Genomic DNA, 25,914 nt, shown 5'->3' on the forward strand with positions numbered 1-25,914 from the left:
ATTCTATCATTAATTTACTAAAAACTCAAATAATCAACATAATAAATATTATGTAAACAATAATCTAAATAAATAACAAAGCCTTTTAAGCTTTGTTATTTATTTAGATTGCTATTTAATTCATCTTGATTATACAATATAGGTTTAGCTGGTGTTACTGTTGTAACAGAATGTTTATATACTAATATTTGCTTTCCTTCTGATTCTAATATTATTGTAAAGCTATCAAATCCTCTTACTAAACCCTTTAATTGAAAACCATTAACTAAATGAATTGATACTGGAATTTTCCCCTTTCTTGCATTGTTTAAAAATACATCTTGTAGATTATTAACACTTTTTGCCATACTATCATCCTCCAATATAATTTTAATTAATATATTCTATAAGAATTTTAATTTTCCTTCTATATATCCTAACATATTTGAGAGTATTTCGTCGAGTTGCTTATTGTATACATCTATCCAATATATGCGAGTATCTTTTCTAAACCACGTCAATTGTCGTTTAGCATATCTTCTTGAATTTTGTTTTATAATATTTTTAACATCTTCTAATGAAATCTTACCATCTAAATAATCAAAAACTTCTTTGTACCCTATTGCCTGCATTGATTGTAAATCTCTTGAATAACCAAGACTTAGAAGTAACTTAACTTCTTCTATTAATCCCTTATCGAACATTATATCTACTCTTTTATTTATTCTATCATATAATACATCTCTTGGCATATCAAGACAAAAATAAGCAAAATCATAGTCAGGTTCATTTTGTTTTGTTGTACTTTGATAATCTGATATTCTTTTGCCTGTATTTTTAAATACTTCTAATGCTCTAATTACTCTTTTTACATTATTAGGGTGTATATTGTTTGCTGCATCAGGGTCTATACTTTTAAGCATATCGTGTAAATATTTTGGACCATATTCTTTTGATATATTTTCAAGATGTTCTCTATACTCTTTATCCGGTGCACTATCACTGAAATTTAAACTATATGTTAGGGAATTTATATATAAACCAGTACCACCGACAACTATAGGTATTTTACCCTTTGAATATATTTGTTCGATAGCGTTATCTGCATATTGTTTAAAAAGGGCAACACTAAATTCTTCATTAGGGTATATTATATCAATAAGGTGATGTTTTATACCCTGCATTTCTTCTTTAGTTGGTTTTGCTGTTCCAATATCCATATATTTATATATCTGCATTGAATCTGCGGATATAATTTCTCCATTTATTTTTTTTGCTAATTCTATCCCAAGGTTTGTTTTGCCTGACGCAGTAGGACCAGCTATAATTATTATTTTTTTCTTTTCTTTCATAATATCACCTACATTATTCTTTTAAACTTCTTTTCTAAGTCTATATATTCGAATTTTATCATTGTTGGCCTTCCATGTGGGCAAGTAAATGGGTTTTGGCATTTACTAAGTTCTTTAATTAGATTTAATATTTCTTGATAATTTAATTTATCTCCTGCTTTAATTGCGTTTTTACAAGCCATAGTATATATAATTTTTTCTATTGCATTTGTATTTAACTCTATTCCATTATTAATATTTAAAAGTATTTCTTCTATAAGTTGCTTATAATTTTTAATTTTTATATTATTAGGAACTGTTCTTAAGGATATTGTAGTTCCACCAAAATCTTCGAAGTCAAATCCTAATCTATTTAATAATGATGTATTATCGAATATTTTTTCTTTATCACTCGGTGAAAATTCAAGTATAATAGGTGATAATAGTATTTGTTTATTTAAATTACCACAATTATATTCATTTAAATACTTTTCAAATAGAATTCTTTCATGTGCTGCATGCTGATCAATTAAATAAAAACCTTCAGATGCTTCTGCGATAATGTAAGTAAAATGCAATTGCCCAACAACAGTTAACAATGGGAAGGATGTATTAGTTTTTATAGAATGCTGATGATTATTATCTACATCTATTTTGGTGTCAGTTTTTATGTTAGTTGAAATAACACTTTGTTTTTCATCTATATTAGACTCTTCTTTTGATGAATCTAATTCATCTATATCAAAATTAATCTTTTTGAACTTATCTATTTTTTCTATATTAAAAGATGTCTGGACATTATAATTATTATCAATATTTTCTCTAAATATACTATTTTTTTCATTTAAGCTATTTTTATAATTATTATCTAATGAAAACTGAAATTTACTATTTAATATATTATCTTCAATTTTATAGGAAGGAATAAAGTCTTTTTTTAGCAGGGATTCCTTTATACAAGAGTATACTTCTTTAAATATTTTTTGCTCATCAGAAAACTTTATTTCTGCTTTAGTAGGATGAACATTAACATCAATAAGTTCCGGATTAATAAAGATATTAAGAACAAATAAAGGAAATTTATTTATTGATAACATAGACTTGTAGGCATTCTCAACTGCAGCGGTAATGGTCTTATTTCTAACGTGTCTTCCATTTACGAATATAGACTGATAGTTTCTATTACTTTTTTCAAGTTTACTATTACCTATAAAACCTTTTAAAGTTATTGTTTCTTTAGTTGAATTAACTTCAATTAAATTATCAAATACATTTTTACCCCAAATTATATAAATAACATTTTTTAAGCTTCCATCCCCAGTTGTAATAAATACGTTTTTTTTATTGGCTATATATTTAAAAGATATTTGAGGATGAGATAAAGCCAAATTTTGCATTATTTCTGTTATATTTGCTTGTTCTCTGGATGGAGATTTTAAAAATTTTAATCGTGCTGGAACATTATAAAAAATATCTTTTATTGTAATTGTTGTACCATCAGTGCTGCCACAATATTCCTTCAATACAATTTTACCGTTTTCTAAGTAAGCCTTTATACCAAAATCAGATATATTTGTTTTAGTAATTAATTCTACTTTAGATACAGCTGCAATACTTGCAAGAGCTTCTCCTCTAAAACCAAGAGAAGTTATTTTAAATAAATCGTGTTCATCTTTAATTTTACTTGTAGCATGCCTCATAAATGCTTTTTCTATATCGTCTTCTTTTATTCCTTTACCGTTATCAGATACACGAATGAGGGATATACCGCCATTTTCTATCTCTACAATTATTTCAGAAGCTCCAGCATCTATAGAATTTTCGATTAACTCTTTAACGATAGATGCAGGTCTTTCAATTACTTCTCCAGCAGCAATTTTATTAATTAAATCATTGCTTAATATATTTATATCACCCATTTAATCAGCTCCTAATTTTTTTTACTCTATTAACTAAATCGTAAATATAATTAAATGCTTGCATAGGAGTCATATTTAATATATCTAATTCTTTGATTTCGTTTATAATTTCATTTTCTTTATAATTAAATAGCGTTAACTCCACTTTTTCTGCTGCAATTTCTTTTTCATTTTCTTTTATTTTATTATTATAATTAAGCTTATCATTTAAAATATTTTTTGAAATGTGAATTTCCTTAGAATTTTCTAATTCTGATAATATTTCCTTAGCTTTTTGGATTACTTCATCAGGTAGGCCTGCAAGTTTGGCAACTTCTATTCCATAACTTTGATCTACTTTACCGCGTTTGATTTTGTGTAGAAATATAACCTTATTATCAAATTCTTTAACTTCAATTGAATAGTTTTTAATACAACTATATTTATCTTCAAGTTCAGTTAATTCGTGGTAGTGGGTTGCAAAAAGAGTTTTTGCTTTAATTTTATTTGCAATATATTCAACAACAGACCAAGCAATGCTTAATCCATCAAATGTACTAGTTCCTCTACCCACTTCATCTAAAATTAGCAAACTATTTGAGGTTGCATTTTTCAAAATATATGATACTTCACTCATTTCTACCATAAATGTACTTTTACCAGAAGATATATCATCAGAAGCTCCAATACGAGTAAATATCTTATCTACAATTGGTAAATTTGCACTTTTAGCTGGAACATAACAACCTATCTGTGCCATGAGGCTTATAATAGCTACTTGTCTCATAAAAGTAGATTTACCTGCCATATTAGGTCCAGTGATTATTAAAATCATATTATTACTTTTATCAATAAAACAATCATTTGGTACAAAAGGTTCATTTATCATTTTTTCTATAACGGGATGCCTTGCTTCCTTTAAAGATATAATACCATCATTATTTAGAGATGGTTTAGTATAATTGTTTTCTATTGAAACTTTTGCGAAGGATTGAATAGTATCTAATATAGCCAATTGTTTAGCAACTTTTTGAATTCTACTTGATTGATTAGAAATTTTGTTTCTAATATCTACAAAAAGTTCATATTCTAATTTAAGAAGGTTATCCTCAGCGTTTAAAATTGTATTTTCTATTTCTTTTAACTCTGGAGTAATAAACCTTTCTGCGTTTGCTAAAGTTTGTTTTCTAATATATCTATCTTCTGGTATATTAGATAGATTTGCCTTAGTTACCTCTATATAATATCCAAAAACTTTATTGTATCCTACCTTTAATGATTTTATTCCAGTCGCTTCTTTTTCTTCCAAACTTGCTATCCAATTTTTACCTTCTGTTGATGCTAATCTATATTTATCAACTTCTTGATTATAACCTTTTTTAATTATATTGCCTTCTTTTATACTAATTGGTGGGTTATCATCTATTGATATATCAATTAAGTTATAGATATCTTCTAATGTATCAAAATCAGTATATATACCTTTAAGTAAGTTTGACTTAAAACTTTGAAGAGTTATTTTAATATTAGGTAATTCAGATATTGAATTTTTTAAAGAAACAAGATCGCGTGCGTTGGCAGAACCATAAACTATTTTTGAAATAAGTCGTTCTATATCATATATCTTTTTTAAGGATTCTCTTAAATTATCTAAATGGTATATATTATTAATTAGTTCTTCAACGGCATCAATTCTATTTTTTATTTCTGTGATGTCAGTAAGTGGTGCTTCAATCCATCTTCTTAAATTTCGAGCTCCCATTGAAGTTTGAGTTTTATCTAATATCCAAAATAGTGATCCTTTTTTAGTTTTATTAATAATTGTTTCAGTTAGCTCAAGATTTCTTCGAGTGCTGCTATCTAATAACATATAATTATTTATTTGATATTTTATAATGTCATTTATATTACCTAACATCGACTTTTGAGTATTTTTTAGATATTCAAATAGTGTTAAACTACTGTCTAACTCTAATTCATTTAAAATACTTATTTTTTCACCAAAATGGTTTTTAAATTCTGTGAAATTTTGGCTTTCATCAACTAATTCTATCAATGAATTAAATTTTTCTTTTATAGAATTTATTAAGATATCATTATTTTTTACATCTATTATTAATATTTCTGATGGCTTATATTTAAATAACTCATCAATAATTATATAGATATTATTATTTTCCATAGAAGTAACTAAAAAATCACCTGTTGAAACATCACATATAGATATGCTAAAACCTGTACTGATCCTTTTAATACAGGATATATAGTTATTTTTATCATCCTCTAACAAATTTCCTTCAAGTAAAGTTCCAGGAGTAACTATTTTTACGATTTCTCTTCTAACAATGCCCTTTGCTTCATTAGGATCTTCTACTTGTTCACATATTGCCACTTTATATCCTTTTTCTATTAGTTTTGATATATAGGTTTCAGCAGAATGATAGGGAACACCACACATTGGTGCTCTTTCTTCTAATCCACAATCACGACCTGTCAAAGTAAGTTCTAATTCCTGAGATACAATTTTAGCATCTTCAAAAAACATTTCATAAAAATCGCCTAAACGAAAAAATAATATGCAATCTTGGCAGGATTGTTTTATTTCTAAGTATTGTTGCATCATTGGAGTTAATCCCAAAATACATACCTCCTTAAAAAAATGGCATATAGCCATAGACTAATATGCCGTTATCTTATTAATTCAACGAATTCACCTATCAAAATAAAATTCCTTGGTTCAGTGATTTTAACGTTAACAAGCTTACCAATTAAGTTTTTATCATTAGAATCAAAGTGAACTAACTTTCCTGTTCTTGTTCTTCCAGTAAGTTTAGATTCATCAGTTTTGCTTACTTCTTCTACTAATACTTCAACTATTTTATCTTTATACGAAGCATTTTTTTCTTCGATTATTTTATTTACTACTTCAATTAACCTATTAAATCTATCATGTTTTATATCTTCAGGTATTTGATCTTCATATTCTGCAGCAGGTGTACCTTTTCTAATAGAGTATATAAATGTAAAGGCTGAATCGTATTGAACTTTTTTGACTAAGTCAAGTGTTTCTTGAAAATCTTCTTCTGTTTCACCAGGGAAACCAACTATTATATCGGTAGTTATAGCTACATTAGGTATATGTTTTTTTATTGAATTAACCAATTCTAAATACTGTTCTTTTGTATATTTTCTATTCATTTTATTTAATATCCTTGTACTACCAGATTGAACAGGTAAATGTATATGTTCGCAAAGTTTATCACATTCTTTAATTGCAAGTATTACATCTTCTGTTAAATCCTTAGGATGAGATGTAGTAAAACGTACTCTTTCTATTCCATCTATTTCGTTTACCATTCTTAATAATTTTGCAAAACTCATATTATCAAGATCTTTTCCATATGAATTAACATTTTGTCCAAGTAAAGTTATTTCTTTATATCCCTTAGATGCTAAATCTTTTATTTCATTAATAATGGCTTCAGGTTTTCTACTTCTTTCTCTTCCTCTCGTATAAGGAACTATACAATAAGTACAAAAATTGTTGCATCCGTGCATTATTGTTACAAAGGCCTTTATATCGCTTTTCCTTTCAACTGGTATACCTTCTAATATTTCTCCTTCTTGATCCCATACTTCTATGATATTTGTATTTCCTTGCTTAACATTATTGATTAATTCAGGTAGTCTATGTATATTATGAGTTCCAAATATAATGTCAACATATGGGTATTTCTTTTTAATTTCATCTGGTACACCCTTTTGTTGCATCATACAACCACCTATACATATTATTAAATCTGGATTTTTAGACTTTAAAGCTTTTAAATGACCTATATTACCGTATACTTTAAGCTCAGCATTTTCTCTTACTGCACACGTATTAAAAATAATTATATCTGCATCCTCACGATTTTCGGCTTCAATATATCCAATTTCTTTAAGCATACCAGCTATTTTTTCTGAATCTTCTTCATTCATTTGGCAGCCCCAAGTTTCTATAAGATATTTTTTATTATTCATATGTATCAACCTTCCTTATTAGATATTGATATTTTGCAAATATATATTATACTACAAAATTCGATAAAAAAACATATAAACATAAATAAATTTATTTAAAATAAATTGAATAAAATATTGGAATAATAATAAAGAGAGGTGATAGTATGTATAATGCCAAAGATAGAGATAATGAGGCTTTAAAAGGGAAGGTTTCTTATACTTTAGAAGACAGGAAATATTTTAAACACGAAACTATACATAATGATGGTGTTGGGTTCTATGCAAATGTTCATAACAAAATACAAAAAAATATTAAGTAATTTTTGATTTGTATTACGAAATAATCATATATGGATAGTGAACACTAAAAAGCATACAGAGATTTGTAATCACCCTATATGCTTTTTAGTGTTATTGTATTATAAATTTCATAAAATCCTATTTTTTTATATAAATTTATTGCTGGAATATTATAATTATCCACATTTAATCGTAATATCTTAATTTCATTTTTTTTCTTAATATCATTTAAAACATAGTTTAGAAACATATTACCATAACCTTTACCTCTATATTCATCTATTATTCCAAAGTTAACTAAATAGTAGAAGCGTTTATCTTTTATGATTTGTCCATATCCAATTGGTCTATTATTATTAAATAAAACATAACAATAATCTTTTAAGAAATATCTACTATTTAGTTCTTTATATAGATAATTTTTATCAATTGGTCTTCTTTTTTTATCATTCGAATTAAAAATTGAATTTTGTATGTCAATTCTTAAATCTATATTTTTACTTATATCAATAGTTGAGATTTTTATATCGTTGGGGATACAGATGGAGTTAAAGTTTAAAAAATTATTTAATTCTAATTCCATTGTTTTAAAGTTTTTTTGCATAATGTATTTATTAGAATTATCTAATTTAATGTTGCTATTTATATATTTTATCTCAAAATTTAATTTTTTGTTATTATAATGATTAATTAAAATATTTATTATTTCATTAATAGAGACTGATGAATCTTTAATGAAAATGTAAACTCTACTGTTTTTATTAATACCTCTTATTCCTTCATCGATAACAAAATACGAAGTATTGAAAAATAAATTTGCTATAGATAGCTCAAATATATTCTTAAAATTATAAAAGTTTATAAATTCATTATTAGCTAACAATCTAAATAAATTAAATGATTTTATTACCATTTTGTCACCTATTTTCTAAATAATTTGCTTAATATTCCTTTTTTTGTTTGTTTTTCGTATTTTAATTTTTCTTTAAGTTCTATGATTTCATAACACTTTTGCTTTAATTCCATTTTCAATTTCATATTCTCACTGATCAATATGTCGCGTTCTTTACTAAATACATTTTTATCAATTTCTTCTAACTTTTGATTAATAGCATTTAATTTTTCTTCTATTAATTTTATTTTATCTTGATCATTTTCATCAATATCATTATCATTAAAAGCAACTGCTGCATCAAGGGAAGTTATAGCAGTTTCTTGGTTCATAAGTATTTTTTTTATTTGTCCATTAGTCAGTCCTTTTTCTTGTAAATTTTTTATTTGTAATAATATATTCAAATCATTTGGAGAAAATATTCTTCTACCCTTAGTATCCCTTTGAATATTTAATTCGAATTCTTTTTCATAATAACGTATAACTGAGTCTTTATACCCAGTTAATTGACATACCTCTTTAAATGTATAATAGTTCTTTTTTTCTTCCATAATACCACCTCTATTATTTTATTCTTCACTGTTTATTTATTTCCTTTTAAGTATTTATACAAAAATTATTTCAATTTGCGACAACAAAAAAATATCCAAATAGACATTTTAATCTATTTAGATATTTTTATTGATATAATACTTATCAAACTCATCAATGAAATTTAATATGGACAAATTATTATTAATTATTTTTTTTAATCTTCTTATATAATAAGATTCATAAAGATTTTTTTTCTTATCATACTTTTTATTTCCTAATTTCCAGAACTTATGAGGGTAAATGATTATTGATAGTAATAACTTATAATCAATATTATTACCATAGCATTTACAATACTTATCAATTAATAATTTTGCTTTGTCAAATTGCCAATTATAAGACTTTCTGTACATCAATCTTTGAATAAATTTACCTAAATCATATTCAACTGTTTCATATATTATTTTATCAAAATCAATAAGATATAAAGTATTATCTGACTTTATAATATTTTGATAATAAAAGCTGTTATGACATATAACTTTGTTTTTAATTGCATTTTTATTTAAATTACGATAGTTTGAATTAAGTAGATATATTAAAGATTTTTCTGCCAGTGCCATTTGAGTATCGAATGTTTCAATATATAGTATATCAAAATAAGACATAATTTTTTTACTCATAATTAAGTTTTTATATCTTATAATATCATCCTTCTTTTTAATATACTCTTTAATTAATTTGGCTTCTTCATATGGTAATTGTTTAGAATTAAATCCTAATGCTTTCCTATGAAATTCACATAATAGTATAATTGAATTTAATGCATTTTCTATTTCATCTATTTTACATTCATTTCCTTCAATCCAATTAGTCAAATAATAATATTTATGTTTATTGACATTAAAATAAAATTGGTTTTGATTATCTTTAATTAATAAAGGACAATTTAAAAATCCCTTCTCTTTTAAATACAATAAAAAAGATGAAAGCCACTTAAATCTACTAAAGTTATGATTTACTTCTTTCAAGCAAAAAATATTGTTCCTATCTGATATTAATTTATAAACAGACCTTTTCTTTTCAAGTTCTTTAATTTCAATACCATATTTGTTTTTTATAGTATTGATTATTTTATTTAAATCTATAGTTTTTAAATCCATAGTCTTTAAATCCATAGTCTTTAAATCCATAAATACCCCTTTTTGTTTAGTTATATATTAAATTATATTCATTTGATAAACAATTTTATAATAAAATATTTAAAAAATGCTTGACATTATAATATGAATTTTTTATAATTAAAATAGATTTTGGGCCTTTAGCTCAGCTGGCTAGAGCAACCGGCTCATAACCGGTCGGTCCGGGGTTCGAGTCCCTGAAGGCCCACCATAGGAGAGCAGTAAGCTCTCTTTTTTATTTGCACTAATATACTATATAGTCAAAGTGAAATAAAATAATCGTCATAGAGTATTAATTATAAAAGCCACTATTTATGTAAATTACTGTGATTCACTTATTAAAAGAGCTCTAAAATTTAGAGCTCTATTGTTTCATTCATAATAAATTTTTGAACTATAGAACATTGTATTCCACATCCGATCCATAAACATTCTTCATCTATATCAAAATAACTTCCGTGAGCTGGATGAACTATACCTTTATTTATATTTCTACATCCTAATTTATAATAAATTCCAGGTATTTTTTCTGTATAGTACGCAAAATCCTCTACCCCCATACTTGGATAATCTAATTTTTTTATAGTAAAGTAATTTGAGTTTTCTTTTTGTATTTTATTTAGAGTTTCAATAAGATTATTATCATTACTAAAGGATGGATAACCTTCTATTATATTTATTTCTATATTACATCTAAAAGTTTCTGCTGTTAAATTAACTATTGATGTAAATCTATCTAATACTTGCTTTCTTGTATTATTTCCTAAGGTTCTTATAATTCCCTCTATAATTACTTCTTCTGCTATTGCATTAGGTGCTGTTCCACCATTTATTTTACCAATGGTAATTACCGCACTTTCAAAAGCAGAAATTTCCCTTGATATAATTATTTGTAGATTGTCAATTATTTTTGAAGCAGCAACTATTGGATCAATTCCATCTTCAGGATGTGCACCATGAGCCCCTTTACCCTTAATAGTTATTTTAAAAGGATTTGATGCAGCACTCACAATTCCGCTGTTTATACCTATAATTCCAGTATCTAATGTTTCTTCTACGTGTAGAGCACTTATAAAGGATACATTGTCTATAGCACCATAATCAATCATATCCTTTGCTCCACCATCAGTCTCTTCAGCTGGCTGGAAAATAAATCTTACTTTACCATTTAATAAATGCTCATATTTTTTTAATAGAATACAAGTTCCTAATTGTATTGATGTATGTGCATCGTGTCCACAAGCATGCATTAAACCTTTATTTTTAGATTTATATGGAACATTTTTTTTGTCTTCTATTGTTAAAGCATCCATATCAGCCCTTAAGGCTATAATCTTTTCTCCTTTGCCAACTTCAGCCACAATACCACAATTTTCATAACGTTTATAGCTTATATTGTAATTAGTTAATATACTTTCAATAAAATCAGCTGTATTTTTTAAGTCCCTATCTATTTCAGGATGCATATGTAAATATCTTCTATACTCTATTAGTTTATCTTGAATTTTTTTTGATTCTGCAAAAAAATTAATCAATGAAAACCTCTCCTTTATTTATTATTAATTTATTGTCAATAATTTTAGCAGTAATATTTAAGGGAAGCAACTTATTTGTATAGTCATGTCCACTTTGTAAACCAAAATATATTGGCTTGGTGGTAAGTTCCTTTATATATTCATAAATATATTCAAAAGAAAAACTCCTATTTTTATCTTCAGGATTGCAATTTGTAAAGCTTCCTAAGATAATTCCTTCCACCTCATTTAAAATATTTGAATGATATAATTGGTTTAAAAATCTATCTATTTTATATGGCTCTTCGTTAATTTCTTCAATAAATAATATGGAGTTTTTAAATTTATATTGATATTGTGTACCAATCAAGGAACAAAGAACACACAGATTTCCACCAACTATTTTTCCTTCAATATTACCTTCTCTTATAGGAGTTAGGGCATAGTTTAATTTATCAATTCTTCCCTCTAAAAATTCAAATAATAGGTTGTAGTTATCATTATTTTTAAAAATATCATAACTAAACATTGGTCCATGAAAAGTAGGAAAATCTAAATGAGAAAAAGATGCGTGAAGTGATGTTATATCGCTATAACCTACAAAAATTTTTTTGTTATTTTTTATAACATTGTAATTAATTTTATCTAAGAGCCTGATGGTTCCGTAACCACCGCGAATACAAAATATTGCTTTTACTTCTTTATCTTTAAATGCATCTATCAGGTCTTCTACTCTTTTATTATCTTCTCCAGCAAGATAGCCGTATTTAGAATTAATATTTTTACCCAATTTAACACTATATCCAAATTCATTTATTATTTGGATTGATTTTTTTATTAATTCATCATTAAATATTGCACCAGCGGGTGCTATAAGTGAAACTTTATCCCCTTTATTTAGCTTTTTTATTAAACTCATTTTCCCCTCCATATATTATTAAATTAAATAAATTTTTTTCTATATTATTTAATTTATCACTATTTATTGCTGATACTCCCTCTTTTATAATTCTATAACAAGATTTATAATCCTTTTTTTTATAGTAACAATAAGCTAAATTTATATATGTATTTTCATAATATTTATTTAAATATAATGATTTTTTTAGAAATTGAATAGCATCCGTGAATTTATTTAATTCTATGTAGCATACACCAATATTGTAATTTATCAGATAATTGTTTTGCTGTTCTAAAACCTTTAAAAATAAATTTAAAGCCTTTTTATAATTTTTTTGTTCGTATAGATTAATAGCTTCTAAATACAAATTATATGAATTCATATCAAAACCCCTTTAAAGCTTTTTTTAAAATTATATACTTTAAAGGGGTTTTTTATACTATTTAGATCTTAAATTGTTTGTCATTTGCCACATTTCTTCAGAAGTTTTTAGTGCTCTTGAATTTAGTTCAAATGCTCTTTGAGTGACTAAAAGGTCTGTTAATTCTTTTGAAATATCTACGTTAGATTTTTCAATATAACCTTGTTTAATTGAAGAATTTATAGGTTTTGGATTAATACCTTTAAATAGGCTATTTCCTATAGGATATAGATTATCTTCACTATCAAAATCGTAAATATCTATTTTGCCTATTATATTTTCGTTGTATAAAATATCGCCATTTTCTTTAACAGATATTTTGTCATAGTCTATATTATCTTTTGTGTTTAATGATATATCTAATTTGTTACCATCAGAATCAACTAAATTATTATTAGCATCTATATAAAAATTACCTTTTCTTGTATATAATTCATTACCTTTACTGTCTATTAATCTAAAGTATCCTCTTCCTTCAATAGCAAAATCTAAATTTCTGTCTGATTTTTCAATAATTCCTTGAGAATCATCTCTAATAAATCCGCTTATTCGAGAACCACTTCCAACAAACTTTTCTTTTTCATTTTCAGTTACTGGTACACCTAATCTATTAACATTTTCAACTAATATATCTGAAAAATTAACATCGACACGCTTATAGCCATTTGTATTTATATTTGCAATATTATTTGATATAGCATCTATTCTTGTTTGATTAGAATATAGACCAGATGTACTGTTCCAAATTGATCTTAGCATTTGATCACCTCATTATCTATTGACATTGCCAACTTCATTAACTGTTTTTCCAAGTGTATCGTCGATGGATTGTATTACTTTTTGATTTGATTCATAGTTTCTCATAACTGAAATCAATTCTGTTATCATTTCAATAGTATCAATGTTAGCTTTTTCAATTTTGTTTTGATGTATAATAGAATTATTATCAATTTCTACATTTGTAGAAGAATACATATTTTCATTTTCTTTTTTCATATCGCCCTTCACAATGTATAGTCTATAATTACCACTAGTAGTATTGATCTGATTATTGTTAAATTTAAAATTATTGCTATCAATTTTTATAAAAACTTTTTGATTATTTTCATCAAGCCCCAAAACTCTCTTATTGTCAGTAGTAGTCAAATAACCATCTTTGTCAATTTTAAATCTACCATTTCGTGTATAATATTCCTTATTATTATCTAAAACTGTAAAAAACCATCTCCTTCAATTGCAAAGTCAAGGTTTCTACCTGTTTCTTCTAAAATTCCTTGAGAAAAATCTGTTTTTGTTTCATCAAGTCCAATGCCCATAGGCATTGTGCCAAGAATTTGTTTAAAATTTGTATTGCCAACTTTTTTATCGTAATTTTGTAAAAGCACCTCGTTAAAGGATTTAAAGCAAATTTTATCGTTCTTAAAACCAGGATTATTTATATTTGCAATATTGTTACTTAAGTTTTCCTGTTGTATTTGTCTTAAAATTAATCCGCTTGAAGCAATATAAAGTCCTCTTATCATTTTCCATCCCCTACTTTTTTTCAAAATATGATTTAATTTCATCTGGATATAACATACCTAAGTCTCTTGCCATTTTTTCAATCTTGTATCTTGGTATATTGTTATATGAATATGTTAACATAAGAAGAGTTGCTATTACAATACCAATTCCCAGACCAAGAACAAAATCTTTACTTTTGAAATAAGTTTTTATTATATTTATTATTTGTTTAATCCTAATCTTAATAAAACTTCCCCCTTTCCTATTCTAAGGGTTGAGGATATTTCTTCAATAGACAAACCTTTATTATATAATTCCTTTATTTTATCATTTAAGTTTTCACTTTTATCTTCAAAATTTTGATAGGTATCATTAATTCCTATTTTTTCTTTGTTATTTAAAGAACTTAAAATGTTATTATAATTGCTTTGTATATCTTCTATTTTTAAATTTAGAGCAAAAATAGACTCATTTATATAGTTTATATTTTCTTTAAGTTCATTGATATCTTTTTTATATAAATCTAATTCACTTTTTGTATAATAATTTTTAAATACATTTTTATTATTTTGAATATTTTTTGAATAGTGTGCTTTAATACCTAATCTGTATGAATAATAGATTAAAGAAGCACCTAATATAATTAATACTAAAGGCATAGTTCCTCCTTAGTCTAAATAACTTAACTTTTTCATATTTTCTCTTAATCTTATTATGGCTCTGCTATGCAATTGTGATACTCTTGATTCAGTGATTTCTAAAATTTTTCCTATTTCCTTTAGAGTTAATTTTTCATAATAATATAATTGCAGAACAAGCTTGTCCTTTTCAGGTAGCATATTAAGTGCCTTTTTTAAAGTAGTTAACATTTCTTCTTCTTCAAATATTTTATCAGGCTGAGGACTATTTTCATTTTCTATCATATTTTTAAATTGTATATCTTCATCATCAGATTTATAAAATATATCTTCTAATGATATAACAGATAAATAGTTAATATAGGATTCAGTAGTTCTAATATCATTTACAGATACACCAAGATAGTCGGCTAATTCTTTTTCTGTAGGTTCTCTGTTTAATTTTGATTCTAAATTTTCTCTTGCTAAGTTAAGCTGAGTTAATTTAGAAAAAGCACTTTTAGGCATCCAACTAATTTTTCTTAATTCATCGATAATAGCACCTTTAATTCTTAAGGTAGCATAGGTTTCAAATTTTATTCCTTTTGTTGGATCGAACTTTTCAATTGCGTCTATCAAGCCTATAATACCATAACTTACTAAATCATCGAATTCAATTCCAGGGGGAAAACCTATAAGAAGCCTTGATGCTATATATTTAACATAGGGAATATATTTTAAAATCATTTCTTCTCTTTCATCAAACTGCTTATAACACTTCAATAAAATCACTCCTATCTAAGCAGTTTACTTTGTTCACGTAATTTATTAAATATAAATTGTATTATTTTATCTCTAGTTTTTTCTTCTATACCTTCATACTTCAATGCTAACTTAAATTTATTTTTTTCTTCTGTATTTTCAATTCTTACTACAGAGCATAAAATATTTATTTCTTGTGGTATATTAATAGATATTATTACATACTCACCAGGATTGTGGATCTCGTTTGAAACAATTTTGATTCCACCACCGCTTATATCTAATGAAACTGAATTTATTAATCTTGAAAAATATCCAGAAGGTACATCCCTTAAGGATGTGTATATCCTATCTTTAGGTAGCCCATAATATCTAATTGGCATTGTAATAGGTAGTCTGAAATATTCTCTTCTTTGGACTCTCTCTATAACTTCTGGTAAACTTAAAACTAACAAATTAATGTTTTCTTCTCTTTTCTTTCCTAAAACTACAGATTTGCATTTTACAATATCTCTTTCTGTTGTAACATAAAATTCTATTACACTGCCTGAATGTATAAGAAGTGGTTTATTATGATGAATAGGATAGCTAATACACATACCATCCTTATTTATATCCTGAACAATACTTTTATAGGTAACTTCATCATCTATAATTTCGATGTTTTGATTAATTTTTAAATTAATAGATAAGTTCATTTCCCCACCGCCTTAAATAATTTTGTTATATAATCTTTAAATGAAGTATATTTATTTTTGTTATTTTCTTCAATACCCATTATTTTAGCAACGATTTTGTTTATACATAGTGAAAATTCAGTGTTTGGATGTTCCGATACATAAGGTGTTTGTTTTTTAATAGCTTGTCCTATTTTTATATCTTCCACAATATATCCTAAGTATTTAATGTTTTTACCAATAAAAGTTTTAACAGTATAACAAATTTTATTAAATGTTTCTTCGGCATCTTGATTGTTTTTTGCTCTATTTACAACAATATTAATGTTTGAATTTAAATTATTTAAATAAATAATTTTTATAAGGCTATAGGCATCTGTTAGTGCAGTAGGTTCAGAATTTGTGATAACAATAACTTCATCAGCTATTTCAATAAATTTTAATACATTTTCTGAAGCACCTGCACCCGTATCTATAATTAAGATATCATAATCATTTAATTTGTCAAATTGTGATATTATTTGATTTTTTTTATCTTCATCAATAGTATAAATTTTACTTAAACCAGAACCACCTGGCATTATTTCGACACCATCTATTGTTTTTAAAATAATTTCATCAATTGATTTATTTCCTTCTAAAACATCTATTATACTAAATTTTGACATACATCCAAACATTATATCGACATTTGCCATACCGAAATCGGCATCAAGAACACAAACTTTTAAACCTCTTTTAGAAAGAGCAGTAGCAAAGTTAACAACAAAGCTTGTTTTGCCAACTCCTCCCTTTCCACTTGATACTGTTATTACTTTAAACCTTTTTTGTTGCAATTCTTGTTTCTTTCTTTCTACTAATTGTCTTAATCTTTGTGCCTGATCCATGGCTATTCAGCCTCCAAAATCATGTTTATTAGTTTTTCTTTTTCTGCTTCTTCAATATCATCTGGAACATTTTGGCCTGTTGTTATATAAGATACAGGAACATTTGCATAATATATTGTTGTTAAAATAGAACCATAATAACTGGTTTCATCTATCTTAGTTAAAACTATACTGTTATAATCTAACATTTTATAATCTTCTACAATACGTTTTATGTCCTTTTCCTTTGTAATCATACTTATTACCAAATGAACATAATCTGGATTAATTTCTTGAATTAGTCTTTTTGTTTCTTGAATTTGCATAACGTTTTTGCTGTTTCTTCCTGTTGTATCTACCAAGATTATATCACAATTTGTCATTTCAGATAATACTTTTTTAATTTCATTTATGGAATATATTACACTAAAGGGTATACCTAATATTTCAGCATATGTTTTTAACTGTTCAACGGCACCAATTCTATAGGTGTCTACAGTAATAAGTCCAACTTTTTTATTTTTATAAAGCGAAAACAAGCTGGCTAATTTAGCTATAGTTGTAGTCTTCCCAACACCAGTTGGACCAACAAAGACATGTATTTTCCCATCGTCGAATTTATTTGTTTTAATTATTGTATTTAAAAAAGTTTTAAATTCATTTTGATAAATCTTTTGATTCATTTTTTTGCCTTGATTTTTTTGTTTTATAGAATCAATTATTTCAGTTGCTATTTCCTCTGGAACACCAGAATTAATTAGGTTTTGTTTGAACTTGTTTTTATTAACTTCACTTTGTTTATTTGTCTGTTTTATTGATTGATTATTTATGTTTTCTATTAAATATTTTAATTCTTTAATTTCCTTTTCAAGTTCAATTGTTTTAATCGTAGATTCTTTTTGTTTTTTATCATCTACTGCTGCTGTTACTTCAATTTTCTTAGGCTTAAAAAAACCTAATATACCTTTTTGTCTAATTTTACGTTGACTTACTATTACTGCATCATTTCCTAATTCGTAGCGAATTCTTGTCATTGCTTCGTTCATATTATCAACTATATATCTTTTAATTATCATTGTAATGTCACCATCCCTATGGTTTCTATTTGTATGTCAGTTGGTATTTCATTCATAGATAAAACTTGAACTTGAGGGAATACCATCTCTATCATTCTTCTAAAAGCTGGTCTTATTTTTGGATTTACTAAAATCACAGGGATATCATTATTAAATTGATTTAATTCAATGTTATCCTTAATAGAATGATAAATTTGTGTAGTTATATTAGGTTCTAAAGCTGGATATGATCCCTGTAATGATTTATGAATGTTTTCAGAAATCATATTTTCTAAATTTATATCTAAAGTAATAACACGAATTACTCCTTGTTCATCAATTAAATTACGGCATATAGTTCTTGATAATGCGATTCTAACATATTCTGTTAAAAGTTCAGTATCTTTAGTTAAAACTGCATTATCAGCTAATGTTTCTAAAATTGTAACTAAATCCCTTATTGGTACTAATTCGCGTAATAGGTTTTGAAGAACCTTTTGAAGTTCACCTAAACTCATAAGATTTGGAATTAATTCTTCAACTACTGCAGGATAGCTTTCCTTTATATTATCAATTAATAATTTTACTTCTTGTCGACCTAATAGTTCGTATGAGTGTTTCTTAATTATTTCACTTAAATGAGTTACAAGTACAGTTGTAGGATCAATAACTGTAATACCCATAATTTCAGCTTCATCTTTTTTATTATCAGGAATCCATACAGCAGGTAAGCCAAATGCTGGTTCTATAGTTTTGATACCATCAATAGGTAATCCTTCTCCAGAGGCATCTATTGCAAGAAAATGATTACATAATATTTCACCTTTACCTACTATTGTACCTTTTATCTTTATTCTATATTCGTTAGTAGCAAGTTGTAGATTATCTCTTATTCTTATTGGTTGAACAATAATTCCAAGTTCAACAGCACACTGACGTCTTACCCCTGCAATTCGGTCTAAAAGATCACCGCCTGAAGATATATCAGCAAGAGGAATTAAACCATAACCTATTTCAATTTCAAGTGGTTCTACATTTAACAAATGTAGAACATTTTCTGGTTCTCTTGTTGGAGATGCTTGTATTTCAGAAGTTGCTACTTCACTTAATATTTCCTGATTTTTCTTTTCTTTAGATAGAAGATATGCAGAAAAACCAGTTGCTCCAGACATAATTAAAAATGCTGGTGCTGGTAAATTGGGTATCCAGGCCATTAAAAACATTATAAAGCTTGCAATTGCTAATACTTTAGGATACGAGGTAAATTGTGTTGAAAGTTCTTTACCTAATGAAACATCACTTGATGTTCTTGTTACTATAATACCTGATGCTGTAGATATAAGTAATGCTGGAATTTGACTTACAAGTCCATCTCCAACTGTTAAGAGTGCGAAATGTTTCAATGCCTCAAGTGCAGGAAGACCTAAAAATATCATTCCAATTATTACTCCACCAATAAGGTTTATTATTGTAATGACAATTCCTGCAATCGCATCTCCTTTTACAAATTTACTAGCACCATCCATTGCACCATAGAAATCAGCTTCCTGCTGAAGCTTTTTTCTTCTTATTTTAGCTTCTTGTTCAGTTATAATTCCTGCGTTTAAATCAGCATCTATACTCATTTGTTTTCCTGGCATTGCATCAAGTGTAAATCTTGCAGATACTTCAGCAACTCTACCTGCTCCGTTAGTAATAACCACAAATTGAATAACAATTATTATAATAAATAAAATAAAACCAACAACATAGTTTCCACCAACGACAAAATTACCAAATGCTTCTATTATTTTTCCTGCTTCTCCACGTCCTAATATTAATCTTGTGGATGAAATATTAAGTCCTAACCTAAATAATGTAGTCACTAACAGAATGGTTGGGAAAGCAGAAAATTCAAGTACATCTGTAGTAAACATAGTTAAAAGAAGAATTATTAATGAAAAGGTTAAGTTCGCAGCAAGAAGAATATCTAAAACAGTTGGTGGCAATGGAATAATAATCATAAAAATTATAAGAACCACAAGTAATGAAACTATAACATCCAGATATTTTTTTATAATATTATTATTTTTATTGAAGTCCATTATATTTCACCCTCACTATTTCTTTAAGCTATAGATATATGCTATAATCTCAGCAACCACTTGGTATAGTTCAATAGGTATCTCATCATTTATTTCACATTTATAATAAAGACTTCTTGCAACCTCTTTGTTTTCTATTATAGGTACATTAGCTTTATTAGCAACTTCTTTTATTTTTAAGGCTAAAAAGTCACTTCCTTTTGCAATTACTTTAGGTGCACCACTTTGTCCCTTTTCATATTTTAATGCAACAGCAAAGTGTGTTGGATTTGTTACAACAACTGTTGCCTTTGGAACTTCGTGCATCATTCTTCTCATTGCTATTTCTCTTTGTTTTTGTTTTATTTTAGATTTAATTTGTGGATTCCCTTCAGTCTGCTTCATTTCTTCCTTTATTTCTTCTTTAGACATTCTTAATTCTTTTTTTAGCTGACGTTTTTGTATTACAAAATCAATTATTCCAAGTATAAATAATATAAAAACAAGCCTAATTAATTGACCATTTATTATTTTTGATGCAAAAGGAATAATACCCTCTGGATTTAAATCAGATATTTTTAATATATCAAATATCACAGAAGAAACATATTTGTAAGAATAATAGGCAATAACTGATATTTTTGCAATTGATTTAAATAGTTCTATAAATGAGCGTTTTGAAAAAAATCTTTTAAAACCATTAATCGGGTTTAACTTAGATAGCTGTGGTTTTAATCCTTCCTTCGAGATAATAAGTCCAATTTGAGCAATGTTAGATATAATACCTAATATCATAACCGTAAAAACAATTGGCATAGAAGCAATAAGCCCATTTTTTATCATAAATAAAACTATAGACATTATGGATTTATAGGTTAGTTCATTTTTGTTAATTAGACTAAAACTTTGATTTATAAATGCTCTGCCATATTCAAAATAAAAATCAGATAATATTATTAAAATTACTGTTGCTCCCATTAAGATAATAGATGAAGTTAAGTCTATACTCTTTGCAACCTGCCCTTTTTCTCTTGCTTCCTTTAGTTTTTTAGGTGTAGGTTCTTCTGTTTTATCATCTGTAGCTAAAACAATTACAGGGAACAAACTAAAAAATTTTAAAAAATCGCCATTTAATCCTTCAAATAATTTTATATACATATGAATTAGGCCTCCAAGAATTGTAGAAATTGATAAAAGGCCTACAATAACCTTGATTGGCATACCTAAAATAAATACATTTATTTGTGGTACTGCACGTGCAATAAGTCCCATTGTAAATTCAGTTATAAATAAAACTAATACAATAGGTGCAGCAAGTTTCACTCCTAAATAAAAACTTTTACTAAAAAAATAAATAAAGGATATAAAAATTTTTTCATTATTTAAGAAAAAACCTAACGGTATGACTTCAAAACTTTTAATAATTGCCGATAATATAATATGGTGAAAATTAAGTGTAACAAATATAGCTAAAGATAACCAATAAAAAAATCTCTCGATGTTAGTTGATGTACTATTAGTGTTTGGATCATAATATTGAGACATTGTAAAACCAATTGAAAAATCAATAAACTGCCCCGATATTCTGATGGCATTAAATACAAATAAAGCTATATAACCTATAAAAAGTCCAATTATTATTTCATTTAATATTAGTATAAATAAATCAAAGTTGCTATTTATACTAATATTAAATGGCAAATTGTATATTGAAACAACTAAACTGGATAAGATTAATGAAAATCCTATTTTAACTATATTTGGTATACTTCTTACTGAAAAGAATGGAGCTACAATCATCATTGCTGTTATTCTAATAATAATTAAAAAGTAAATAATAAAATTTTGCATTATATCACCTAATTATATATAACATACTATTTATCATAGTTTCTATAAAATTTACTAAAGTATTCAACATCCAGGGCCCAAGTAATAGTAATACAAATATAATAGCTAACATTTTAGGTACAAATGTTAATGTTTGTTCTTGTATTTGAGTAACTGCTTGGAAAATACTAATTATAAGTCCTATAATCATAGAAACTAATAAAATTGGTGCAGCTACCTTTAATGCGGTAAAAATAGCTTCTTTTCCTATATATTGAATAAAATTTTCACTCATAAAATCACCTACATAAAGCTTTCGATTAATGTTTTAACGACTAAATGCCATCCGTCTGCTAATACAAATAGTAGTATTTTAAACGGAAGCGAAATTGAAACAGGAGGTAACATAAACATACCCATTGACATAAGAACACTTGCCACTACCATATCTATAACAATAAAAGGAACATAGATTAAAAATCCCATCTGAAAAGCAGTTTTTAATTCACTTATAACATAGGCTGGTATTAAAATGTTAAAAGGTACATCATATTTATTAGAAGGCTTTTGTAGCCCACTGTATTTATAGAATAGTGCTAAATCTTTTTCTCTGGTTTGTTTCAACATAAAATCCTTCAGTGGTTTACTGCCTATATCTATTGCTTCACTTTGAGTTATTTTACCTTCAACATATGGTTTTATAGCATCATTGTTTATTTTTGTATATACTGGTGACATAATAAAGAAAGTCATAAATAGTGCCAAGCCTATAAGAACCTGTGTTGGAGGCGATTGCTGTGTTGAAAGTGCATTACGTAAAAAACCAAATACAACAATTATTCTTGTAAAAGATGTCATTAAAAGTATTATTGAAGGAATAAAACTTAAACTTGTTAAAAGGATTAATAATTTTATATTATCAACATAATCCTTTGGATTTGTTGCGTTATCTACAGATATATTTACTTTTGGAACAGTCAAATTGACTGGTTGAGCATAGGCAATACCTGAAAATAAAAAAATAGTTAATATTAAGAATATAACTTTTACTTTCCTTTTCATTCTTTATCTTCCCTCTTTAAATTTAAGTTGTATTTCATAAAATTCAATAAATTAAATCCCCTATCTTCTTCATTTAATTCTAATGGATTTTCTATTTCAAATAGAATTTTAGATTCATTGTTGTTTGTAGACATAACATATGTTTTGTCAATTATTTTAATTAATAATATATAACTATTTGGAGCTATTTGAACTCTATCTATTACCTTAATATGTTTTGATTTATATTGATAATTATTTAATATTTTGGTTGTTAAAACAATTAAAAGAAGAATAAAGGGGAGTATTAATAGTATTTTAAAGGCATAAATTATATAATTCATATCATTCACCTACTGAATTATTATATCTTGAATATATATATTTATTATTTCTCCATTAGTCAAGTTGCTATTAATAGCTTTTATTAATTCTTTTTTAATATTATCTATGTTGTTAGAATTGAAGTCTGCAGTTTTCTTTTTTCTTAGTATCTCTATAATAACATCTCTTATTGCAGGTACTTTATTTGGTAATTCTTTATCAAGTTTTTTGTTTTTCTTATCATATGCTAATGATATAGTTATTCTTATATACGTTTTATCTTCATCTGATAAATTTACAACAAATTCCTTTAAGTCCATTATTTTTTCTTCAACCTTTATGTTAGTTTGAGTAGATGAGTTTGTTTTGTCCTTAAAGAATATAAAATAACCAAGGACAATTCCAAGTCCTATAACTAATATTAACGTAATAACTACTAATAAAACTAATAATTTATTTCCCTTTTGTTCACTCATTTTTACTTGCTCCCCTTATCCTTTGTTAGAATTAATATATTTACTCTTCTATTTTTTTTCCTTCCTTCAGGTGTATCGTTAGAAGCTATTGGTCTAAATTCTCCACACCCTACAGATTGAATTTTTTTAGGATCTATTCCCTTCGATTCAACTAAAAAACGTGTAACTTTAACTGCTCTATCTGCTGACAGTTCCCAGTTTGATTTATAGTAACCTGTGTTTATAGGAACATTATCAGTATGACCCTCTACAATTATTTCGTTTGTATATTTTTTTAGTATATCTGCTATTTTGGATAGGGTCTGAATACTTTCTTCCTTCAATACAGCCTTACCTGGATCAAAAAGTATTTTTTCTTGAAGTTCAATAATTACTCCCCTTACATCTTCCTTTATTGTTATTTTAGTTTTCAGATTATTTTGTTCAATTTCTTTAGATATTGCATTGAAAAGTCTTGTTGTTTCACTACTTTCAAGTTCAGATCTATTTTTAATTCCATCTCCAGGGTTTTGATTTATTGGGACTGGGCCTAAATTTCCACCATTATTAATTACACCTGTTTTTCCACCAAGTGCTTTAGCTAATGACCAGGATATTTCCTTAAATTTAATTGCATCTATTGTAGAGAAGGAATATAGAAGAACGAAGAAGGTTAGAAGTAAAGTCATAAGGTCGGCATATGTTGTTAGCCATTCGCCTCCTCCCCCAGATTCTTGTTTCTTTTTTCTTCTACTCATTTTCAGTCACCGCATTTCCTTGTATTATATTTTCTTGATATCTTTTTCTCTCAGTTGGTGAAAGATATGTTTTTAACTTATCCTCCAATATTCTTGGGTTTACACCTGACTGAATTGTTAAAATCCCCTCAAGCATCATTTCTCTTCTATTGGATTCTATTTCACTTTTTAGCTCTAATTTATTTGCTAATGGAGTAAAAACAAGGTTGGCTAAAAGTGCACCATAAAAGGATGTAATAAGTGATACTGCCATTGCAGGCCCAAGCTTTGATTGATCTTGAAGTTGAGACAACATTTGTATAAGTCCAATCAGGGTACCAATCATACCAAAGGCTGGTGCTAAGCTTGCCCAAGCTTTTAATACAGCAATACCGCTTTGATGCCTTTTTTCCATTTCTCCTATTTCTAACTCAAGAATGTCTTTAATAGTTTCAGGTTCAAGTCCATCAACTACCATTTGAATTCCTTGTTTTAGAAAGCCATCTTCAATTTTAGAGATTTCATCTTCTAATGATAATAAACCATTTCTTCTTGCTTTTTTTGAAAGCTCAACGAATGTTATTATTAATTCATCTGCTGGTGTATGTTTATCTATAAAGGCATTTTTTAATACTGCAGGTAGCCTTTTTACAGTATCAAAGGGGAAGGATATAATAACTGCAAAAAGAGAACCAAAAACCGTTATAAAAAGTGAAGGTGCATCCCAAAACGTTTTTAAACTTCCACCCTGAAGCATACCAAATATAACGGCAGCTGTTCCTAAAAGTAGACCTGCAGCAGTTGAAAAATCATTCTTTTTCATTTTATTACCTCCGGTCTTGTTGACATATACGCTATCTTAAATTGAATGATTCTTTGAATTATAGTTTGAGGATCTTCAATGACTACATATTTCTTATTTGTTGTAGTTGTAATTACTGTATCAGGAGTAACTTCAATTTTTTCAATAAGATCACAGTTTAAATAAAATTCTTTATTGTTTAAACCTGTTAACTTGATCATACCTT

The 25,914-nt window shown here is 26.6% G+C and carries 29 protein-coding genes and 1 tRNA gene; 2 read left to right on the forward strand and 28 right to left on the reverse strand.

What is annotated here, in order from left to right; translation table 11 throughout:
• Nucleotides 1–95: 95 nt before the first annotated feature.
• From hfq to miaB, 5 genes are read right to left on the reverse strand one after another with little or no spacing between them, the layout of a single operon-like run.
• A complete protein-coding gene (gene hfq, locus A3M9_RS0100740) occupies nucleotides 96–347 on the reverse strand; it encodes an RNA chaperone Hfq (protein ID WP_027307506.1) in 252 nt (83 codons plus the stop codon).
• A gap of 36 nt (nucleotides 348–383) precedes the next feature.
• The gene (gene miaA, locus A3M9_RS0100745) at nucleotides 384–1,331 is read right to left on the reverse strand and encodes a tRNA (adenosine(37)-N6)-dimethylallyltransferase MiaA (RefSeq protein ID WP_035165600.1); all 948 of its coding nucleotides are present in this window, start codon (nucleotides 1,329–1,331) and stop codon (nucleotides 384–386) included.
• 8 nt (nucleotides 1,332–1,339) lie between these two features.
• Nucleotides 1,340–3,229, reverse strand: a complete 1,890-nt coding sequence (gene mutL, locus A3M9_RS0100750) for a DNA mismatch repair endonuclease MutL (RefSeq protein ID WP_027307508.1) — start codon at nucleotides 3,227–3,229, stop codon at nucleotides 1,340–1,342.
• A gap of 4 nt (nucleotides 3,230–3,233) precedes the next feature.
• Nucleotides 3,234–5,846, reverse strand: a complete 2,613-nt coding sequence (gene mutS, locus A3M9_RS0100755) for a DNA mismatch repair protein MutS (RefSeq protein WP_027307509.1) — start codon at nucleotides 5,844–5,846, stop codon at nucleotides 3,234–3,236.
• Nucleotides 5,847–5,896: 50 nt separating this feature from the next.
• On the reverse strand, nucleotides 5,897–7,231 hold the full coding sequence (gene miaB / locus A3M9_RS0100760; protein ID WP_035165601.1) for a tRNA (N6-isopentenyl adenosine(37)-C2)-methylthiotransferase MiaB: 1,335 nt from the start codon (nucleotides 7,229–7,231) through the stop codon (nucleotides 5,897–5,899).
• Between the two features lie 146 nt (nucleotides 7,232–7,377).
• Here miaB and A3M9_RS14545 point away from each other — a divergent pair, with 146 nt between their 5' ends.
• Nucleotides 7,378–7,533, forward strand: a complete 156-nt coding sequence (locus tag A3M9_RS14545; RefSeq protein ID WP_156897850.1) for a hypothetical protein — start codon at nucleotides 7,378–7,380, stop codon at nucleotides 7,531–7,533.
• Nucleotides 7,534–7,607: 74 nt separating this feature from the next.
• Here the strand turns inward: A3M9_RS14545 and A3M9_RS0100770 are convergent, their stop codons facing one another.
• The 3 genes from A3M9_RS0100770 to A3M9_RS0100780 all read right to left on the reverse strand — a co-directional run bounded on the left by A3M9_RS0100770 (nucleotide 7,608) and on the right by A3M9_RS0100780 (nucleotide 10,132).
• Nucleotides 7,608–8,426 carry a GNAT family N-acetyltransferase gene (locus A3M9_RS0100770; RefSeq protein ID WP_027307511.1) on the reverse strand — a complete coding sequence of 273 codons (819 nt, stop codon included), beginning with the start codon at nucleotides 8,424–8,426 and terminating at the stop codon, nucleotides 7,608–7,610.
• Between the two features lie 8 nt (nucleotides 8,427–8,434).
• Nucleotides 8,435–8,956 carry a helix-turn-helix domain-containing protein gene (locus tag A3M9_RS0100775; RefSeq protein WP_027307512.1) on the reverse strand — a complete coding sequence of 174 codons (522 nt, stop codon included), beginning with the start codon at nucleotides 8,954–8,956 and terminating at the stop codon, nucleotides 8,435–8,437.
• Between the two features lie 117 nt (nucleotides 8,957–9,073).
• Entirely contained in the window at nucleotides 9,074–10,132 is a 1,059-nt protein-coding gene (locus A3M9_RS0100780; RefSeq protein WP_027307513.1) for a CotS family spore coat protein, read from the reverse strand.
• Between the two features lie 122 nt (nucleotides 10,133–10,254).
• Between A3M9_RS0100780 and A3M9_RS0100785 the strand changes: the two genes are divergently transcribed.
• A tRNA-Ile gene (locus A3M9_RS0100785) sits at nucleotides 10,255–10,331 on the forward strand.
• Nucleotides 10,332–10,476: 145 nt separating this feature from the next.
• Here the strand turns inward: A3M9_RS0100785 and A3M9_RS0100790 are convergent.
• The 20 genes from A3M9_RS0100790 to A3M9_RS0100890 all read right to left on the reverse strand — a co-directional run bounded on the left by A3M9_RS0100790 (nucleotide 10,477) and on the right by A3M9_RS0100890 (nucleotide 25,909).
• Entirely contained in the window at nucleotides 10,477–11,655 is a 1,179-nt protein-coding gene (locus tag A3M9_RS0100790) for a M20 family metallopeptidase (RefSeq protein WP_051350529.1), read from the reverse strand.
• Nucleotides 11,648–12,553 (reverse strand): LD-carboxypeptidase, encoded by a 906-nt coding sequence (locus A3M9_RS0100795; RefSeq protein ID WP_027307515.1) that lies wholly within the window; start codon nucleotides 12,551–12,553, stop codon nucleotides 11,648–11,650. Before A3M9_RS0100795 ends, A3M9_RS0100790 begins: the two co-directional genes overlap by 8 nt.
• Entirely contained in the window at nucleotides 12,528–12,917 is a 390-nt protein-coding gene (locus A3M9_RS12890) for a CDC27 family protein (RefSeq protein WP_035165602.1), read from the reverse strand. Before A3M9_RS12890 ends, A3M9_RS0100795 begins: the two co-directional genes overlap by 26 nt.
• A 57-nt stretch (nucleotides 12,918–12,974) precedes the next feature.
• Nucleotides 12,975–13,715, reverse strand: coding sequence for a flagellar hook-basal body protein (locus tag A3M9_RS0100805; RefSeq protein WP_027307516.1), 741 nt, complete (start codon nucleotides 13,713–13,715; stop codon nucleotides 12,975–12,977).
• Between the two features lie 12 nt (nucleotides 13,716–13,727).
• On the reverse strand, nucleotides 13,728–13,964 hold the full coding sequence (locus tag A3M9_RS14550) for a flagellar basal body rod C-terminal domain-containing protein (RefSeq protein WP_156897851.1): 237 nt from the start codon (nucleotides 13,962–13,964) through the stop codon (nucleotides 13,728–13,730).
• 197 nt (nucleotides 13,965–14,161) lie between these two features.
• Nucleotides 14,162–14,479 carry a flagellar hook-basal body complex protein gene (locus A3M9_RS0100815; RefSeq protein ID WP_027307518.1) on the reverse strand — a complete coding sequence of 106 codons (318 nt, stop codon included), beginning with the start codon at nucleotides 14,477–14,479 and terminating at the stop codon, nucleotides 14,162–14,164.
• Between the two features lie 201 nt (nucleotides 14,480–14,680).
• On the reverse strand, nucleotides 14,681–15,118 hold the full coding sequence (locus A3M9_RS0100825) for a DUF6115 domain-containing protein (protein WP_027307519.1): 438 nt from the start codon (nucleotides 15,116–15,118) through the stop codon (nucleotides 14,681–14,683).
• A 9-nt stretch (nucleotides 15,119–15,127) separates the two neighbouring features.
• Nucleotides 15,128–15,859, reverse strand: coding sequence for a FliA/WhiG family RNA polymerase sigma factor (locus A3M9_RS0100830; protein WP_035165603.1), 732 nt, complete (start codon nucleotides 15,857–15,859; stop codon nucleotides 15,128–15,130).
• Between the two features lie 11 nt (nucleotides 15,860–15,870).
• Nucleotides 15,871–16,536 carry a flagellar brake protein gene (locus tag A3M9_RS0100835; protein ID WP_027307521.1) on the reverse strand — a complete coding sequence of 222 codons (666 nt, stop codon included), beginning with the start codon at nucleotides 16,534–16,536 and terminating at the stop codon, nucleotides 15,871–15,873.
• The gene (locus A3M9_RS0100840) at nucleotides 16,533–17,402 is read right to left on the reverse strand and encodes a MinD/ParA family protein (protein WP_035165604.1); all 870 of its coding nucleotides are present in this window, start codon (nucleotides 17,400–17,402) and stop codon (nucleotides 16,533–16,535) included. Before A3M9_RS0100840 ends, A3M9_RS0100835 begins: the two co-directional genes overlap by 4 nt.
• 2 nt (nucleotides 17,403–17,404) lie before the next feature.
• Nucleotides 17,405–18,457, reverse strand: a complete 1,053-nt coding sequence (gene flhF / locus A3M9_RS0100845; protein WP_027307523.1) for a flagellar biosynthesis protein FlhF — start codon at nucleotides 18,455–18,457, stop codon at nucleotides 17,405–17,407.
• Nucleotides 18,454–20,520, reverse strand: coding sequence for a flagellar biosynthesis protein FlhA (gene flhA, locus A3M9_RS0100850; protein ID WP_027307524.1), 2,067 nt, complete (start codon nucleotides 20,518–20,520; stop codon nucleotides 18,454–18,456). The genes flhF and flhA overlap by 4 nt, the downstream gene beginning before the upstream one ends.
• A gap of 15 nt (nucleotides 20,521–20,535) precedes the next feature.
• On the reverse strand, nucleotides 20,536–22,350 hold the full coding sequence (gene flhB / locus A3M9_RS0100855) for a flagellar biosynthesis protein FlhB (protein WP_027307525.1): 1,815 nt from the start codon (nucleotides 22,348–22,350) through the stop codon (nucleotides 20,536–20,538).
• A 4-nt stretch (nucleotides 22,351–22,354) separates the two neighbouring features.
• Complete coding sequence (gene fliQ, locus A3M9_RS0100860) at nucleotides 22,355–22,624, reverse strand: flagellar biosynthesis protein FliQ (protein WP_027307526.1); 270 nt, start codon at nucleotides 22,622–22,624, stop codon at nucleotides 22,355–22,357.
• 8 nt (nucleotides 22,625–22,632) lie between these two features.
• On the reverse strand, nucleotides 22,633–23,391 hold the full coding sequence (gene fliP / locus A3M9_RS0100865) for a flagellar type III secretion system pore protein FliP (protein ID WP_027307527.1): 759 nt from the start codon (nucleotides 23,389–23,391) through the stop codon (nucleotides 22,633–22,635).
• Nucleotides 23,388–23,714 carry a flagellar biosynthetic protein FliO gene (locus A3M9_RS0100870; protein ID WP_027307528.1) on the reverse strand — a complete coding sequence of 109 codons (327 nt, stop codon included), beginning with the start codon at nucleotides 23,712–23,714 and terminating at the stop codon, nucleotides 23,388–23,390. Before A3M9_RS0100870 ends, fliP begins: the two co-directional genes overlap by 4 nt.
• A 9-nt stretch (nucleotides 23,715–23,723) precedes the next feature.
• On the reverse strand, nucleotides 23,724–24,170 hold the full coding sequence (gene fliL / locus A3M9_RS12895; RefSeq protein WP_051350530.1) for a flagellar basal body-associated protein FliL: 447 nt from the start codon (nucleotides 24,168–24,170) through the stop codon (nucleotides 23,724–23,726).
• A gap of 2 nt (nucleotides 24,171–24,172) precedes the next feature.
• Nucleotides 24,173–24,907, reverse strand: coding sequence for an OmpA family protein (locus tag A3M9_RS0100880; RefSeq protein ID WP_027307529.1), 735 nt, complete (start codon nucleotides 24,905–24,907; stop codon nucleotides 24,173–24,175).
• The gene (locus A3M9_RS0100885) at nucleotides 24,900–25,709 is read right to left on the reverse strand and encodes a motility protein A (RefSeq protein ID WP_027307530.1); all 810 of its coding nucleotides are present in this window, start codon (nucleotides 25,707–25,709) and stop codon (nucleotides 24,900–24,902) included. Before A3M9_RS0100885 ends, A3M9_RS0100880 begins: the two co-directional genes overlap by 8 nt.
• Entirely contained in the window at nucleotides 25,706–25,909 is a 204-nt protein-coding gene (locus tag A3M9_RS0100890; protein WP_027307531.1) for a flagellar FlbD family protein, read from the reverse strand. The genes A3M9_RS0100885 and A3M9_RS0100890 overlap by 4 nt, the downstream gene beginning before the upstream one ends.
• Nucleotides 25,910–25,914 lie beyond the last annotated feature (5 nt).

The organism is Caloramator sp. ALD01 (assembly GCF_000472625.1).
In the GTDB taxonomy this organism is placed as follows: Bacteria; Bacillota; Clostridia; order Clostridiales; family Caloramatoraceae; genus Thermobrachium; species Thermobrachium proteoclasticum.